At 68.0% G+C, this 15,186-nt stretch carries 13 protein-coding genes; 6 read left to right on the forward strand and 7 right to left on the reverse strand.

The window, feature by feature from the left end; translation table 11 throughout:
- Positions 1–15: 15 nt before the first annotated feature.
- From BLJ79_RS14660 to sufU, 5 genes are all read left to right on the forward strand, one after another.
- Positions 16–996 (forward strand): ribose-phosphate diphosphokinase, encoded by a 981-nt coding sequence (locus BLJ79_RS14660; protein ID WP_071215501.1) that lies wholly within the window; start codon positions 16–18, stop codon positions 994–996.
- A 308-nt stretch (positions 997–1,304) separates the two neighbouring features.
- Complete coding sequence (locus tag BLJ79_RS14665) at positions 1,305–1,886, forward strand: 50S ribosomal protein L25/general stress protein Ctc (protein ID WP_071215502.1); 582 nt, start codon at positions 1,305–1,307, stop codon at positions 1,884–1,886.
- Positions 1,887–1,908: 22 nt separating this feature from the next.
- Positions 1,909–2,493, forward strand: coding sequence for an aminoacyl-tRNA hydrolase (gene pth, locus BLJ79_RS14670; protein WP_071215503.1), 585 nt, complete (start codon positions 1,909–1,911; stop codon positions 2,491–2,493).
- 327 nt (positions 2,494–2,820) lie between these two features.
- Entirely contained in the window at positions 2,821–4,164 is a 1,344-nt protein-coding gene (locus tag BLJ79_RS14675) for a SufS family cysteine desulfurase (RefSeq protein ID WP_071215504.1), read from the forward strand.
- On the forward strand, positions 4,161–4,610 hold the full coding sequence (gene sufU / locus BLJ79_RS14680; protein WP_071215505.1) for a Fe-S cluster assembly sulfur transfer protein SufU: 450 nt from the start codon (positions 4,161–4,163) through the stop codon (positions 4,608–4,610). Before BLJ79_RS14675 ends, sufU begins: the two co-directional genes overlap by 4 nt.
- A 92-nt stretch (positions 4,611–4,702) precedes the next feature.
- On the opposite strand, the gene nhaA is transcribed toward sufU, so the two are convergent.
- The gene (gene nhaA, locus BLJ79_RS14685; RefSeq protein ID WP_071215506.1) at positions 4,703–6,055 is read right to left on the reverse strand and encodes a Na+/H+ antiporter NhaA; all 1,353 of its coding nucleotides are present in this window, start codon (positions 6,053–6,055) and stop codon (positions 4,703–4,705) included.
- Positions 6,056–6,333: 278 nt separating this feature from the next.
- Positions 6,334–6,831 carry a DUF2505 domain-containing protein gene (locus BLJ79_RS14690; RefSeq protein ID WP_071215507.1) on the reverse strand — a complete coding sequence of 166 codons (498 nt, stop codon included), beginning with the start codon at positions 6,829–6,831 and terminating at the stop codon, positions 6,334–6,336.
- 173 nt (positions 6,832–7,004) lie between these two features.
- Here BLJ79_RS14690 and mfd point away from each other — a divergent pair, with 173 nt between their 5' ends.
- On the forward strand, positions 7,005–10,619 hold the full coding sequence (gene mfd / locus BLJ79_RS14695) for a transcription-repair coupling factor (RefSeq protein WP_071215508.1): 3,615 nt from the start codon (positions 7,005–7,007) through the stop codon (positions 10,617–10,619).
- Between the two features lie 91 nt (positions 10,620–10,710).
- On the opposite strand, the gene BLJ79_RS14700 is transcribed toward mfd, so the two are convergent.
- The 5 genes from BLJ79_RS14700 to BLJ79_RS14720 all read right to left on the reverse strand — a co-directional run bounded on the left by BLJ79_RS14700 (position 10,711) and on the right by BLJ79_RS14720 (position 15,090).
- Positions 10,711–11,148: a universal stress protein gene (locus BLJ79_RS14700; RefSeq protein ID WP_071215509.1), complete on the reverse strand. Its 438-nt coding sequence runs from the start codon at positions 11,146–11,148 to the stop codon at positions 10,711–10,713.
- Positions 11,149–11,439: 291 nt separating this feature from the next.
- On the reverse strand, positions 11,440–11,688 hold the full coding sequence (locus BLJ79_RS14705; RefSeq protein ID WP_071215510.1) for a hypothetical protein: 249 nt from the start codon (positions 11,686–11,688) through the stop codon (positions 11,440–11,442).
- A gap of 51 nt (positions 11,689–11,739) precedes the next feature.
- Entirely contained in the window at positions 11,740–12,423 is a 684-nt protein-coding gene (gene deoC / locus BLJ79_RS14710) for a deoxyribose-phosphate aldolase (RefSeq protein WP_071215511.1), read from the reverse strand.
- 58 nt (positions 12,424–12,481) lie between these two features.
- Positions 12,482–14,227 (reverse strand): phospho-sugar mutase, encoded by a 1,746-nt coding sequence (locus tag BLJ79_RS14715; protein WP_071215512.1) that lies wholly within the window; start codon positions 14,225–14,227, stop codon positions 12,482–12,484.
- A 53-nt stretch (positions 14,228–14,280) separates the two neighbouring features.
- Positions 14,281–15,090 (reverse strand): purine-nucleoside phosphorylase, encoded by an 810-nt coding sequence (locus tag BLJ79_RS14720; protein ID WP_071215513.1) that lies wholly within the window; start codon positions 15,088–15,090, stop codon positions 14,281–14,283.
- Between the last annotated feature and the right edge of the window lie 96 nt (positions 15,091–15,186).

Below are 15,186 nucleotides of genomic sequence, written 5' to 3' on the forward strand. Positions count from 1 at the left end.
TGAGAAAGCGATCCCATGAGCGAACTAAGCTATAACGTCGATAAGAAGCTGGTGCTGGCTTCCGGGCGTGCCCACCCGGAGCTTGCCGAAGAGGTGGCCGCGGAGCTGGGCACCGAGCTGCTCCCGATGAGCGCCTACGACTTTGCCAACGGGGAGATCTACGTCCGCTCCGGCGAATCCGTCCGTGGCAAGGAAATCTTCGTCATCCAGGCACACCCGGCCCCGCTGAACAACTGGCTCATGGAACAGCTGATCATGGTCGACTCCATGAAGCGTGCCTCGGCCCGGCGCATCACCGTGGTGGCCCCGTTCTACCCCTACGCACGCCAGGACAAGAAGGGGCGCGGCCGCGAGCCGATCTCCGCCCGCCTGGTCGCCGACATGTTCAAGGTTGCCGGCGCGGACCGCATCATGAGCGTTGACCTGCACACCGCGCAGATCCAGGGCTTCTTTGACGGCCCGGTCGACCACCTCTTCGCCATCCCGCTGCTCGCGGACTACATCCGCGGAGTGGTCGGCGATGACCCGGTCACCGTGGTTTCCCCGGATACCGGTCGCGTCCGCGTGGCCGAGCAGTGGGCCGAGCGCCTCGGCGGCGCCCCGCTGGCCTTCGTGCACAAGTCCCGCGACCTGACCGTCCCGAACCAGGCGGTCTCCAAGACCGTCGTGGGCCAGGTCAAGGACCGCACCTGCGTGCTCATCGACGACATGATCGACACCGGCGGAACCATCGCCGGCGCCGTGAAGGTCCTCAAGGACGCCGGTGCCAAGGACGTCATCATTGCCGCCACGCACGCGGTGTTCTCCGACCCGGCCGCGCAGCGCCTGGCCGAGTCCGGTGCCCGCGAGGTCGTGGTCACCAACACCCTGCCGATCCCGGAATCCAAGCGATTCGAGACCCTGACCGTGCTTTCGATCGCACCCCTGCTGGCCCGCGCCATCAAGGAAGTCTTCGAGGACGGCTCGGTCACCAGCCTCTTTGACGGCGACGCCTAACCAGCTGCCCTTGCCGCGACGGCAAGTTGTCCTCGGGCCCCTGTGCTGCTCCGTTCCCGGAGCGGCGCAGGGGCCCGAGGCCGTTTGCGGCCCGGAGCGATGAACAACCGCCAATTTCTGTCAGAAGCCCGGTTCCTGCTAAAATACTTACTTGTGCCCAGGCGAGGGAACTCCATGCAAATGGAGGGCCGTTATCGACGAGGCTAGAAACGCACTTAGCGTCCTTCTCCTTCGCAGGAATCGGATGATGATGCTTCTAGGCCCGAGCGGGGCAGGAAACAATCAATCATCTTCCACAGGAGAACACCATGGCTAACACCATCAAGCTTGACGGCGAACTGCGCACCGACTTCGGTAAGGGTGCCGCACGCCAGGCACGCCGCGCCGGCAAGATCCCGGCAGTCATCTACGGCCACGGCACCGACCCGGTCCGCGTCCTGCTCCCGGTCGCCGCAACCACCCTTGCCGTTCGTGGCGCCAACGCCCTGCTGAACATCTCGGTCGAGGGCGAAGACACCATCACCCTGGTGAAGGACATCCAGCGCCACGCACTGCGCCAGACCGTCGACCACCTTGACCTGCTGATCGTCAAGAAGGGCGAAAAGGTCATCGTTGAGGTTTCCGTCCTCATCCAGGGCGACCTGACCGCCGGTTCCTCCCTGTCGCTTGACCACCCGGTCATCGCCGTCGAAGCAGAAGCCGTTGCACTGCCGGAGCACGTTGTTGCCAACATCGCCGGCCTGCCGGCAGGCACCCAGGTCCTCGCCTCGGACCTGCTCCTCCCGGAGGGCACCGCACTGGCCATCGAAGCCGACGTCGTCGTTGCAACCATCGACGCCGCAGCAGTCGAGTCCGAAGAGGATGCAGCGTCGGCAGCTTCCGCCGAGTAATCATCCTCATATTGGTTCTCGCATGACTAGAGAAACCTGGCTTGTAGCCGGGCTCGGCAACCCCGGGCCCGGCTACGCGCATAACAGGCACAATGTTGGCCAAATGGTCCTCGACGAACTGGCCTCCCGACTCGGGGGGAAGTTCAAGACGCACGCCTCCCGCGCCCAGATCCTCGAGGGGCGCATGGGAATCGGCGGCCCCCGTCTCGTCCTGGCAAAGCCGATGACCTACATGAACCTCTCGGGCGGCCCCGTGGCCAACCTGGCGAAGTTCTTCGGCATCGACCCCGCCCACGTCATTGCCGTGCACGACGAGATCGACATCCCCTTCGACACCGTCAAGCTCAAGCTCGGCGGGGGAGAGGGTGGGCACAACGGGCTGCGCGACATTTCCAAGGCCCTGGGCACCAAGGACTACCTGCGGGTGCGCGTGGGCGTGGGGCGGCCCCCGGGCCGCATGGAGACCGCGGACTACGTGTTGAAGGACTTCTCGAAGGATGAAAAGAAGGACCTTCCGTTCCTGACCGACACGGCGGCGGACGCCGTGGAGGAATTGGTGAACCACGGGCTGGAAGTGGCGCAGCGCAAGTTCCATGTTGCGCCATAAGAACGTGAATGGTTCGGTGAAACATCTTGCGTGATTTCTGCGATTTGGTCAACGATCTTGCGACTCATACACTGTTCTAGTGCCGTTTCGGCCCCAAATCGAGGGGTCGGCAGCGGGAGGCCTCCGAGACTGGGCCACCCCCCCACCCGCTGCCGACCTCTTTTTTGTGCCCGGGAACGGGCCCGTGGTGCAGTGGTAAGGGTCCACTTATATGCCTTGGGGGCCAGGACGTGGGAGAATTAGCGAAGCAAATGATGCCGTATTCAAGATGCGGCCCGCGAAGACCGCCGCCCGACGGGCGAGGATGCACCCGCGGGCACATCCGGCATGGAACAACCTTCGGAGGATCCCAACGTGTCCAGTGCTTCGCCCACGACGCAAGATACCCTTCCCCGGCACCTGGATGACGTGGAGGTCTCCCGACTGCGGGCCGACTTCCCCATCCTGGGGCGCAGCGTCAACGGTGTTCCGCTGACATACCTGGATTCCGGGGCCACCTCGCAAAAACCAAGTTGCGTATACGAAGCCGAACAGCACTTCTACGAGAACTTCAACGCGGCGGTCCACCGCGGGGCCCACTCGCTGGCCGTCGAGGCCACCGACGTCTTCGAGCAGGCCCGCACGGATGTCGCCGGCTTCATCGGCGCCAAGGACAACGAGGTCATCTGGACCTCCAACGCCACCGAGGCGCTGAACCTCATAACCTATTCCTTCGGCAACGCCAGTGCCGGCCTCGGGGGAGAAGCCGCCCGGGCCTTTGCCCTGGGCGCCGGGGACGAGATCGTCGTCACCGAGCTCGAGCACCACGCGAACCTGATCCCGTGGCAGGAATTGGCACTGCGCACCGGCGCCACCCTGAAGTACATTCCCGTGGATGAGTTCGGTGCCTTGCGCATGGACCTGGCCGGGAAGATCATTACCCCGGCCACCAAGGTGCTCGCCTTCACCCATGTCTCCAACGTCCTGGGCACCGTGACCGATGTCCCCGCACTGGTGGCACTGGCCCGCAACGTCGGGGCGCTGACCGTCCTTGACGGCTGCCAGTCGGTCCCGCACCTGCCGGTGGACGTCAAGAAGCTCGACGTGGACTTCATGGCGTTCTCCGGGCACAAGATGCTCGGCCCCACCGGGATCGGCGGGCTGTACGGCCGCGCCGGGCTGCTGGACGCCATGCCGCCCTTCCTCACGGGAGGCTCCATGATCACCTCGGTGACCATGGAGAAGGCCGAATACCTGCCCGCCCCGATGCGCTTCGAGGCCGGCACCCAACGGATCTCGCAGGCCCACGCCCTGGCCACCGCCGTTTCCTACCTGCAGGAGGTCGGCATGGACCGCATCGCCGCCTGGGAGGAACTGCTGGGCGAGCGCATGCTCACCGGCCTGGGAGCCATCCCCGGCGTGCGCGTCCTGGGCCCGGACCGGGGGGCAGCCCGCATCGGTACCGCGCCCTTCGTCGTCGAAGGCGTGCACCCGCACGACGTGGGCCAGTTCCTGGACTCGCGCGGCGTGGCCGTGCGGGTTGGGCACCACTGTGCCCAACCGCTGCACCGCGCGCTGGGCGTCGTCTCCAGCACCCGTGCCAGCACCTACCTTTACAACACCACCAGCGACATCGACCGCCTGCTCAACGCGGTGTCCGATGTGCGCGGATACTTCGGAGTCGGCAAATGAGCGATCTGGACCAGCTGTACCAACAAATCATCCTGGACCATGCCAAGGCCCGGCACGGTGCCGGGTTGGTCGAGGCGCCCGAGGGCGTGGCCAGCGGCGAATCGATGCAGCACAACCCGGTGTGCGGTGACCACATCCGCCTGCGCATCCAGCTTGAGGGCAGCACCGTGAAGAACGTTTCCTGGGAGGGGGACGGCTGTTCGATCTCGATGGCCTCGGCCTCGGTGCTCAGCGAGATGGCCGAAGGCATTGAACGGGATGAATTCATGGTCATCCTCGACGAGTTCCGCGAGCTCATGCGCTCGCGCGGATCCCGGGCCGGTGACGAGGAAGTCCTGGGCGACGGAGCGGCCTTTGCCGGGGTCTCCAAGTTCCCCGCCCGGGTCAAGTGCGCCATGCTCTCCTGGGTGGCCGCCGAGGCAGCCCTGTTGGCCGCCAACGGCTAGGAGCCACGCCCCCGTATGGCAAAGGGCCGGGTTGGCGGGCCGCAGGAGATCCTGTGGCCCGCCAACCCGGCCCTTGTTCGTGCGCAGTCGGGCTAGGCGTTGTTCTCCGGAGCCTGGAAAACATCCGGGATGCCGTCTTTGTTCTCGTCCCTGGCGGCGCGTTCGTTCACCTGGCGGTAGCGGCGGTCGCGTGGCCGCAGCCAGATTGTGCCGAGGATCGCTGCCAGCAGGGACCCTGTCAGGATCGCGACCTTGGCATGGTCGTAGTGCGGCGAAGCCAGGCCGAAGGACAGCTCCGACACCAGCAGCGACACGGTGAAGCCGATTCCGGCCAGGAACGTCACGCCCAGGAGGTCGCCCCACTTGGTGTCGGGATCCAGGTTGGCCTTCGACGACCGGGTCACCAGCCAGGTGGCGCCCAGGATGCCAATGGGCTTGCCGAAGACCAGTCCGAAGACAATGCCCCAGAGCACCGGGTCGCCCAGGGCCGAGGCGAAGCCCTCGGCGCCACCGACGGCCACGCCAGCCGAGAAGAACGCAAAGACCGGGACGCAGAAACCGCTGGAGAGCGGGCGGAAGCGGTGCTCGAATTGCTCGGCCAGGCCCGGCTTGTCGATTTCATGCTTGTTCTTGCGCAGCACCGGGACACAGAAGCCCAGGACAACGCCGGCAATGGTCGAGTGGATGCCCGAGCCGAAGACCAGGGCCCAGCTCGCGATGCCCAGCGGCAACAGGATGACCCAGGGTGCCCAGAGGTTCGCGGCAAAGAACCTCGGCCACATGTGCGTGAGGAATGCGTAGAGGCCGATGGGCGCGATCGCCATCAGGAGGTACGGCGGGCGCAAGTCATCGGTGAAGACGAAGGCGATGATGACAATGGCAATCAGGTCATCGACCACCGCGAGCGTCAGCAGGAAGATGCGCAGCGGGGAGGGCAGGTTCGACCCGATGACCGCAAGCACCGCAACCGCAAAGGCGATGTCGGTGGCGGTGGGGATGGCCCAGCCGCGCAGGGTTTCCCCGCCGGTGGAAGCATTCAGGGCGGCAAAGATCAGGGCCGGGACCAGCACCCCGCCGAAGGCCGCCGTCACCGGGACGATGGCACGTTTCATGTCGCGCAGGTCCCCGGCGACGAATTCCTTTTTCAGCTCCAAGCCGACCAGGAAGAAGAACACCGCCAGCAGGCCGTCTGCGGCCCAGTGGCCGAGGGAGAGGTTCAGGTCGATGCCGAAGGCCTGGAAACCGACGGTGAAGTCGCGCAGGGCGAAGTAGCTGTCGGATGCGGGGGAGTTGGCCCAGACCAGCGCCACGACGGCGCCGATGATCAATACGAGGCCGCCAACGGTCTCCTTGCGGAGGATCTCCCCGATGCGCAGGGACTCGGCGTAACTGCCGGGGCCAAAAACCGTCTTGGATTTCGGCGTGGGTGTGGGGGTTTGGCTCATGGTCTACTTCGTTTCATTTCGGGGACGCTGAAGTTATCGCCGACCAGACTTCCCGGCACACCAAGAACTACACTAACGCCTAAACGTGTCCCGATGCACACCGAGGCAACCGCATGACCTTCAGAACAGGGTGCTTCGTGGCCGCTGGCTGCATCGCCGGGGTAATCGTGGAAGACGACAGGACCGGTGCCTGACATGCCTTGACGGGCACGCACGCACCGGTCCCGGGGAGGGCACCAGCCCACCGAAGAAATCGGCGGATTGGTTTGGCCCGATCCCTAGACGCGTTCGATCCAGGAGGACACCTTGGCGCCCTGCAGCGCCAGCGCCTTGGAGATGAACGGCTCGGCGGCCGAGGCGATCTTGCCGCCCACGAACGGGATGGAGGAGGACACGGTGGCTTCCACGCCCAGTGCGGAGCCCGCATCGGTGGCCTTCAGCGACTCGGTGCCGGCGACCGAGACCGGCAGCGATCCGACGGTGACCTTCAAGGTGGCCTGGCGCGAGCCGTCGGCGGCGGGGGCGGACCAGGACTCGACCTGGGTGACGTCGACGGTCTGGCCGACGAACTTCCGGGCGATTTCCGGGGCCCGGTCGGTGGGCAGGGTGCGCACCGTGGTCAGGGTGAACGCCGCGGCGGTGTCGCCGGCGACCTCGAAGCTCTTCAGCGTGCCGCCAACCAAACCGGTCAGGTGCTCGGCGAAGTCGCGGTCTGCCAGCGTGGCAATGACGGCCTCGGGGGCATGGATCAAATCAGTGGTGGCGTTAAGGGCCATGGGGCAAAACTCCGTAAAATAGATTGGCCGAACCAAATGTTCTTGCAACCCCACCAGCGTACCGGGCATGGGCGCGCGCGGCGGTACGCTTGAATGGCGCACCCCGGGACCCGGCATGGATCTCGGGTACTTGTGTTGTGCGCGTACCCGGTCTTCGGAAAGGACCCCACTCGATGGCGCTTCACGGCCTGCGCACCGCCCTGCGAGAAGACATTTCCTTTTCCCGCGTCAGATCCAATGCGGCCACGACCTATGCCGCCCGCGCCAACGAGCTGGAGATCGCGGCCCCCGCCGGGATGCGCGCGGTCATCACCGCCGAGGCCGTCGAGGCCCTGCGCACCAAGGTCGCCGGCGGCCTGCTGCTGGCGGTGACCGCCACCGGCCGCGAGGCCGAGGAACTGGTGGCCGGGCTGCACGGGTTCCTGCCCGCCGACGCCGTGGCGGAATTCCCCTCCTGGGAAACCCTGCCCCACGAGCGGCTCTCCCCGCGTTCGGACACCGTGGGCCGGCGCCTGCACGTGCTGCGCCGGCTGGAAACCCGGGATCCTTCCCTGCAGGTCATCGTCGCCCCGATCCGCGCCGTCATCCAGCCACTGGTCGCGGGCCTGGGCAAGCTGGAACCCGTGGAGCTTGCGGTGGGGGACGAATACGAGTTCTCCGCCGTCGTCCGGGCCCTGGCCGACGCCGCCTACGCCCGGGTGGACATGGTCACGCACCGCGGCGAATTCGCCGTGCGCGGCGGCATCCTCGATGTCTTCCCGCCCACCTCCAACCACCCGGTGCGCATCGACTTCTTCGGGGACGAGATCGAGGCCATGCGCTACTTCTCGATCGCCGACCAGCGCTCGCTTGAGGGCGACGCGCCCACAGCGATCCAGGCCCCGCCCTGCCGCGAGCTGCTGATCACCCCGGCGGTGATGTCCCGGGCCGCGAAGCTGCAAACCCAGATGCCCGCCGCACGCGACATGCTCGCCAAGATCGCCGGAGGCGTCGCGGTGGAGGGCATGGAGTCCCTGGCCCCGCTGCTGGTCGATGCCATGGTCCCGCTGCTGTCGGTGCTGCCGGCCGAATCGATCGCCGTGGTCATGGAACCCGAACGGGTCCGGGCCCGGGCCCACGACCTGGAAGCCACCAACGCCGAGTTCCTGGCCGCCGCCTGGGCCACGGCCTCCGACGGCGGGGCGGCACCCCTTGACCTGTCCCAGGCCCAGGCGCAGGCCGCGGTGGACGAACTTGAGGCCGGGAACTTCACCTCCCTGGCCGCGACCCGCACCCATGCGCAGGCCGCCGCGGTGTCCTGGTGGTCGCTGACCTCGCTGGGATCCGACACCGAGCTGTTGCCCGAGGCCGACTCGATCCGCATCAACGCCCGCGAGCCGCGCGGCTACCAGGGGGATGTGGCCGAGATGCTCGAGTTCATCTCCGGGCGCATCAAGGACGACTGGTCGATCGTGGTGGCCACCGACGGCCCCGGTCCCGCCCAGCGGCTGGCCGAGCTCTTCCACGACGCCGACATCCCCACCCACCGCATCAATTCCCTGGACGAGGCGCCCACCCACGGGCTGATCGAGATCACCACCGGCCAGGCCGGGCGCGGGTTCGCCCTGGATTCGCTGAAGCTCGGCTTCCTCACCGAGGCCGACCTGCTGGGCCGCTCCAGCGCCTACGCCCCGCGCGGGGCCAAGCGGCTGGCGGCCAAGCGCCGCAACGCCGTGGACCCGCTGACCCTCACCGAGGGCGACTTCGTCGTCCACGAACAGCACGGCATCGCCAGGTTCGTGGAGCTGATCGCCCGAAAGGTTGCCGGCGGGGCAGATGCCAAGCGCGAATACCTGGTCCTGGAGTACGCGCCGTCCAAACGCGGGGCACCGGGGGACAAGCTCTTTGTCCCCACCGACCAGCTGGACCAGGTCACCCGCTACGTCGGCGGGGAGGCCCCGACCCTGTCCAAGATGGGCGGCTCGGACTGGTCAAGCACCAAGTCCAAGGCGCGCAAGGCAGTCAAGGAGATCGCCGGGGATTTGATCCGGCTCTACTCCGCCCGCATGGCGTCCCGCGGGCACGCCTTCGGAGCCGACACCCCCTGGCAGTCGGAGCTGGAGGAGGCCTTCGCCTACGTGGAGACCCCCGACCAGCTGACCACCATCAACGAGGTCAAGGCCGACATGGAGCGCGAGATCCCGATGGACCGGCTGGTCTCCGGGGACGTGGGCTTCGGCAAGACCGAGATCGCGGTGCGCGCCGCGTTCAAGGCCGTGCAGGACTCCAAGCAGGTCGCCGTGCTGGTGCCCACCACGCTGCTGGCCTCCCAGCACCAGCAGACCTTCACCGAGCGCTACTCCGGCTTCCCGGTGCGGGTCAAGACGCTCTCGCGCTTCCAGAGCGCCAAGGAGTCCAAGGACATCATCGAGGGGCTGAAAAACGGCACCGTCGACGTGGTCATCGGCACCCACCGGCTGCTTTCGGACACCGTGCAGTTCAAGGACCTGGGCCTGGTGGTGGTCGACGAGGAGCAGCGCTTCGGTGTCGAGCACAAGGAACAGCTCAAGAAGATGCGCACCAACGTGGATGTGCTGTCCATGTCCGCCACCCCCATCCCGCGCACCCTGGAGATGTCCCTGACCGGCATCCGCGAGACCTCCACGTTGGCCACCCCGCCGGAGGAGCGCCACCCGGTGCTCACCTACGTGGGCCCGCGCACCGACAAGCAGATCTCCGCGGCCATCCGCCGCGAGCTGATGCGCGACGGGCAGGTCTTCTTCGTGCACAACCGCGTCTCCTCCATCGACAAGGTCGCCGCCGAGCTGCGCGAACTGGTCCCCGAGGCCCGGGTGGAGGTGGCGCACGGCAAGATGAGCGAGTCCCGGCTGGAGAAGATCATCCAGGATTTCTGGGAGAAGAAGTTCGACGTGCTGGTCTCCACCACCATCATCGAGACCGGCCTGGACATCTCCAACGCCAACACGCTGATCGTGGACCGGGCCGACAACTACGGGCTGTCCCAGCTGCACCAGCTGCGCGGGCGCGTGGGCCGCGGCCGCGAGCGGGCGTATGCCTACTTCCTGTGGAACGCGGAGAAGCCGCTGGGCGAGGTCGCCCTGGAGCGGCTCAAGGCCGTGGCGGCGCACAACGAGCTCGGCTCGGGCTACCAGCTGGCCATGAAGGACCTGGAGATCCGCGGGGCGGGCAACCTGCTCGGCGGGGAGCAGTCCGGGCACATCGCGGGTGTCGGCTTCGACTTGTACCTGCGCCTGGTGGGCGAGGCGGTTGCCGACTTCAAGGGGGAGTCCGACGAGAAGACCGCGGAGATGAAGATCGAGCTGCCGGTCAACGCGCACCTGCCGCACGACTACGTGCCCGGTGAGCGGCTGCGCCTGGAGGCCTACCGCAAGATCGCCGCGGCGACCGACTTCGCGGCCCTCGACGACGTGCTGGCGGAGCTGGTGGACAGGTACGGGCAGCCGCCGGCCCCGGTGGTGAACCTGTTGGAGGTCGCCCGGATCCGCATCCGCGCCCGGGCCCTGGGCCTGACCGACGTGGCGATGATGGGCAACGCCATCAAGTTCGCCCCGGCGGCCATCGCGAACCTGCCCGACTCGCGCCAGCTGCGCCTGGCGCGGATGTACAAGGGCGCCGCCGACAAGCCGGCGCTGAACGCCATCACCATCCCGAAGCCGAAAACCTCGGCGATCGGCGGCAGGGACCTGGTGGACGAGCAGATCCTGGAGTGGGTCTCGTCCGTGCTCTCCAACATCTTCGAGGTCGAGGCACCGCGCGCCAAGGCCTGATTAGTGCCGGACACGCCGATGCCGGGCGGGCCTGCCCCTGGTGGGGGCGGCCGGCCCGGCATCGGTGCCTGTCGGGTCCGCGGGGCGGTTCCTAGGCGGTGGCTGTTTCGCCGTGGTGGATCAGCACCGGGCACTTGGCGTGGGCGGCCAGCGAGCTGGACACCGAGCCCATGACCAGGCCCTTGAAGCCGCCGCGGCCGCGTGTGCCCAGCACCAGCATGGCCGCGTCCTTGGAGGCCTCGATCAGGTTGGGGGCCGCCGGGCCCATGGTGACCTCGCGTTCCAGGTTGGCCGGGACGTTCTCGCCGAAGGCCTCGGTGATGGACTTGTCCAGTGCGTCGCGGGCGTCCTGCTCCGGCGCCCACTCCGGGGTGTAGTCCTCCAGCGCGATGCGCGGCAGCCACGAGGAGAAGGCCACCAGGTCGTGGCCCAGGGATGCGGCCAGGGACGCAGCATAGCGCAGCGCGGAAATCGATTGCGCCGAACCGTCAATGCCGACAACGATCTTGCTGCGGTCAGTTTTTTCCATGGTGAAACGCTCATTTCCTCAATCGGGGAAGGCTGGTCCAACGGGGCCCAAGGGTCCCGTTGGGTTCATCATACCCTCGCCCACCAGTGATTTTCTACGAATTGTAGAATTTCGGCGGTGAAGCTTCACGCTGCCGGGACACCCGATTCCGGTCCCGCGGGCAGCACTGGCGCGGCGCATGCAAAAAGGAGGCCGGGGCGCCACCAACACCAACGACCGTGCACCTGCTGGCGCGCGGGTCTGGATGCTGCGTGGCGCTCCGGCCTCCTTCGGAGAAAACCGTGCGGGAGACTAGTCCCGCTGCGAAGCGGTCTTCGACGGGTTCTTGTCCGACATGCCCAGAATGTGCTGCGGGATGCCGAAGGCCAGGATGGCCAGCACGAAGCAGGAGATGCCCGGGATCCAGGCGTTTTCCAGCGTCCAGAACGACAGCGAGTAGAGGCAGCCAAGGAACAGGATGAAGAACACCGCGAAGGCGATGAGGTTTCCGGCCAAGCGGCCCTGGCCCGAGTGGGCTACGTTCTTGCCGTTCGAGTACACAGCGATTCTCCTAAAATGGTCTGGTTTCAATGCGCGTTCGAGGGTGGGTGGTCAGTAGCCCTCGGCGCCTTGTTCACCCTCCACAATAGCAACTCCGGAGCTGGAACCAAGACGCGTGGCCCCGGCATCGATCATGGCACGGGCGGTTTCCAGCGAGCGGACCCCGCCGGAGGCCTTGACGCCCAGGTCCGGGCCGACGGTTGCGCGCATCAACGCCACGTCCTTGAGCGTGGCGCCGCCGCCGCCAAAGCCAGTGGAGGTCTTCACGAAGTCGGCTCCCGCACGCACCGAGGCGCGGCAGGCCAGGATCTTTTCATCGTCGGTCAGCATCGAGGTTTCGATGATGACCTTCAGGATCGCCCCGCCCTCGTGCACGGCGTCGGCAATGGCGGAAATGTCGGCCACCAGTGCCTCCTCGTCCCCGGCCTTGGCCGCGGCGACGTTGATGACCATGTCGATCTCGTTGGCACCGTCGGCGATGGCCCCGCGGGCCTCGAAGACCTTGGACGCGGTGGGGGTCGCGCCGAACGGGAAGCCGATCACCGAGCAGGTCAGCACCCCGGAACCGGCAAGTGCGGCGCTCACGGTGGAAACCCAGATCGGGTTCACGCACACGGACTTGAACTTGTACTTGGCGGCCTCGGCGCAGATGCGTTCGATGTCGGCGCCGGTGGCATCGGCGTTCAGGATCGTGTGGTCGATGTACGAGGCGATATTGGTGTCGTTGGTGCTCATGGCGTGTGTATCAGGCTCCTGGTCGAGATGAAGGAAAGTCGGGGTGTGGGGGAGCGGGTCACCGGCGGAGCAGGTCCGCAAGTTCCTGCTTGATGCGCCCCAGCGCCCCGGTGGCCGCGGCACGGGCCGCCGGAAGCCCGGCGGGGCCGGCTACGGGGGTGATGGTTTCAAGGTAGCACTTGAGCTTGGGCTCGGTTCCCGAGGGGCGCACGATCACCCGGGTGTTGGCCGCGGTGGCAAAGAGCAGCCCGTCGGTCGGCGGCAGGTTCGCCCCCAGCGACAGGTCCTCGAACCCGGTGACCTCTTCCCCGCCCAGGGTGGCCGGCGGGGCCGAGCGCAACGCGGCCATCATGCCGTCCAGCAGCCCCAGGTCCGCCACGCGCACCGAGAGCTGGTCGGTGGTGTGCAGCCCGTGGGCCAGCGCCAGGGCATCGAGCACCTCGGGCAGCGAGGATCCGGCGGCCTTGAGCTCGGCGGCGTAGTCGGCCAGCAGCAGCGCCGCGGAGAGCCCGTCTTTGTCGCGCACCAGGGCCGGGGCCACGCAATAGCCCAGCGCCTCCTCGTAGCCGAAGGCCAGGTGCGGCACGCGGGAAATCCACTTGAACCCGGTCAACGTGTTCTCGTGCGCCAGGGAATGGGCCGCGGCGATGGAGGCGAGCATGCGCGAGGAGACGATGGAGTTGGCCAGCACCGTGCCCGGCGCGGCGTTCGCGGCGGCGCGGTCGCCCAGCAGCCAGCCGAGCTCGTCCCCGCGCAGCATCCGCCAGCCGGTGCCCTCGAACTTCACCGCCGCGGCGCAGCGGTCCGCATCGGGGTCGTTGGCGATGACCAGGTCGGCGTCGGTGGCCCCGGCCAGCGCGAGAGCCAGGTCCAGGGCGCCGGGCTCCTCCGGGTTCGGGAAGGCGACGGTGGGGAAATCCGGGTCCGGCTCGGCCTGCTCGGCCACCAGGCGCACCCGCGAGAATCCCGCCTGGCCCAGGGCCTGGGCCATGGTGTGCCCGCCGACCCCGTGCATCGGGGTCAGCACGATCCGCAGGCTTTCCCGCGCCGCCGCCAGCGCGTCGTTTCCCGTGCCGCCGGCCCGGGGCACCACCGAGGCGATGGCATCCAGGTAGGCGCCCTCCACGTCCCCGGGCTCCCCGGCGCCGGGCAGCACCTCCCAGCCGTCGGCGGCCAGCGCGATCTCCGCCATGGGCTCGTCGTGGTTGATCCGTGCGGCGATCTGCGCATCGACGGGAGCGACGATCTGCGCGCCCTGGCCCCATCCGGTTTCGGCGCGCCCGCCGAGGTAGACCTTGTAGCCGTTGTCCGCCGGCGGGTTGTGGCTGGCGGTGACCATGATCCCGGCTTCGGTGCCCAGCTCGCGCACGGCCCAGGCCAGCACCGGGGTGGGCAGGGCGGCGGGCAGCAGCTGCACCTGGATCCCGGCGGCGGTGAGCACCGCGGCGGACTCGCGGGCAAAGGCGTCCGAGTTGTGCCGCGCGTCGTAGCCGATGACCGCGCGCGGCACGTAGGCGCCGTCGGCCGCAGCGAGCAGGACGCGTCCGATGCCGGCGGCCGTGCGGCGCACCACCATCGAGTTCATCCGGTTCGGCCCGGCACCGAGTTCAGCGCGCAGCCCCGCGGTGCCGAAGGCCAGGTTCCCCGCGAAGCGGTCCGCCAGCTCGGCGTGTGCGTCCCGGTCCCCGGCGGCAACCTTCGCGCACAGGGCCCTGAGCTGCGCGGCGGTGGCCGCGTCGGGATCCTGGCGGGCCCAGGCGGCGGCGCGATCCAGCAAGGCGGTGTCCGGTGCGGGGCTGCTCATGTGGTTGGTTTCCTTTGTGCGGCGGGTTCGGGGTGCGTGGTGCTTGGTGGCGGCTAGAGCTTGGCGACGATGTCGGCCAGAAGCGCGGAGATCCGCGGGCCGGCGGATTGGCCTGCCTCGATGACCTCTTCGTGGCTCAGCGCGGTGGCGGAGATGCCGGCGGCCAGGTTGGTGACCAGCGAGATCCCGAAGACCTCCATGCCCGCGTGGCGTGCGGCGATGGCCTCCAAGGCGGTGGACATGCCCACCAGGTCGGCGCCGATCACCTTGGCGTAGCGCACCTCGGCGGGGGTCTCGTAGTGCGGTCCGGTGAACTGCGCGTACACGCCCTCGTCCAGGGACGGGTCCACCTGCCGGGCCAGGTCCCGGATGCGCGGGGAATACAGGTCGGTCAAGTCCACGAACGTCGCACCCTCCAGCGGGGAGGTGCCGGTGAGGTTGAGGTGGTCGGAGATCAGCACCGGGGTGCCCGGGGTCCATGCGGGGTTCAGCCCGCCGCAGCCGTTGGTCAGCACCAGGGTCTTGGCGCCCGCCGCGGCGGCGGTGCGCACCCCGTGGACCACCGCGCGCACGCCCTTGCCCTCGTAGAAGTGGGTGCGCGCGCCGAGCACCAGCACGCGCTTGCCGCCGGCGGTGAGCACCGAGGAGATCGTGCCCACGTGCCCGGGCACCGCGGCTGCATGGAAGCCGGGAAGCTCGGTGGCATCGATGCGGTGGGTGGTTTCGCCGACCAGGTTCGCCGCCTCGCCCCAGCCGGAACCGAGCACCAGGGCAATGTCGTGGGTCGGGACGCCGGTGAGTTCGGCGATCTTGGCGGCGGCGGCGTTGGCCAGGTCAAAGGGGGCGGATTCGTTGTTGATCACGGGGTTAAACCTACCGGCGGAACCCCGCCTTGTCAGGTGGGAGGGGCCCGGTGCCGCCGGCCCGCCCCGTGCGCGGCCGATTGCCGTCCGTGCCCC

It is taken from the genome of Arthrobacter sp. UCD-GKA, assembly GCF_001863355.1.
In the GTDB taxonomy this organism is placed as follows: domain Bacteria; phylum Actinomycetota; class Actinomycetes; order Actinomycetales; family Micrococcaceae; genus Paeniglutamicibacter.

Bases quoted from the DNA above. Each gene is read 5' to 3' on its own strand.
- BLJ79_RS14660 (WP_071215501.1), top strand. From the start codon at position 16: ATGAGCGAACTAAGCTATAACGTCGATAAGAAGCTGGTGCTGGCTTCC.
- BLJ79_RS14665 (WP_071215502.1), top strand. From the start codon at position 1,305: ATGGCTAACACCATCAAGCTTGACGGCGAACTGCGCACCGACTTCGGT.
- pth (WP_071215503.1), top strand. From the start codon at position 1,909: ATGACTAGAGAAACCTGGCTTGTAGCCGGGCTCGGCAACCCCGGGCCC.
- BLJ79_RS14675 (WP_071215504.1), top strand. From the start codon at position 2,821: ATGGAACAACCTTCGGAGGATCCCAACGTGTCCAGTGCTTCGCCCACG.
- sufU (WP_071215505.1), top strand. From the start codon at position 4,161: ATGAGCGATCTGGACCAGCTGTACCAACAAATCATCCTGGACCATGCC.
- nhaA (WP_071215506.1), bottom strand. From the start codon at position 6,055: ATGAGCCAAACCCCCACACCCACGCCGAAATCCAAGACGGTTTTTGGC.
- BLJ79_RS14690 (WP_071215507.1), bottom strand. From the start codon at position 6,831: ATGGCCCTTAACGCCACCACTGATTTGATCCATGCCCCCGAGGCCGTC.
- mfd (WP_071215508.1), top strand. From the start codon at position 7,005: ATGGCGCTTCACGGCCTGCGCACCGCCCTGCGAGAAGACATTTCCTTT.
- BLJ79_RS14700 (WP_071215509.1), bottom strand. From the start codon at position 11,148: ATGGAAAAAACTGACCGCAGCAAGATCGTTGTCGGCATTGACGGTTCG.
- deoC (WP_071215511.1), bottom strand. From the start codon at position 12,423: ATGAGCACCAACGACACCAATATCGCCTCGTACATCGACCACACGATC.
- BLJ79_RS14715 (WP_071215512.1), bottom strand. From the start codon at position 14,227: ATGAGCAGCCCCGCACCGGACACCGCCTTGCTGGATCGCGCCGCCGCC.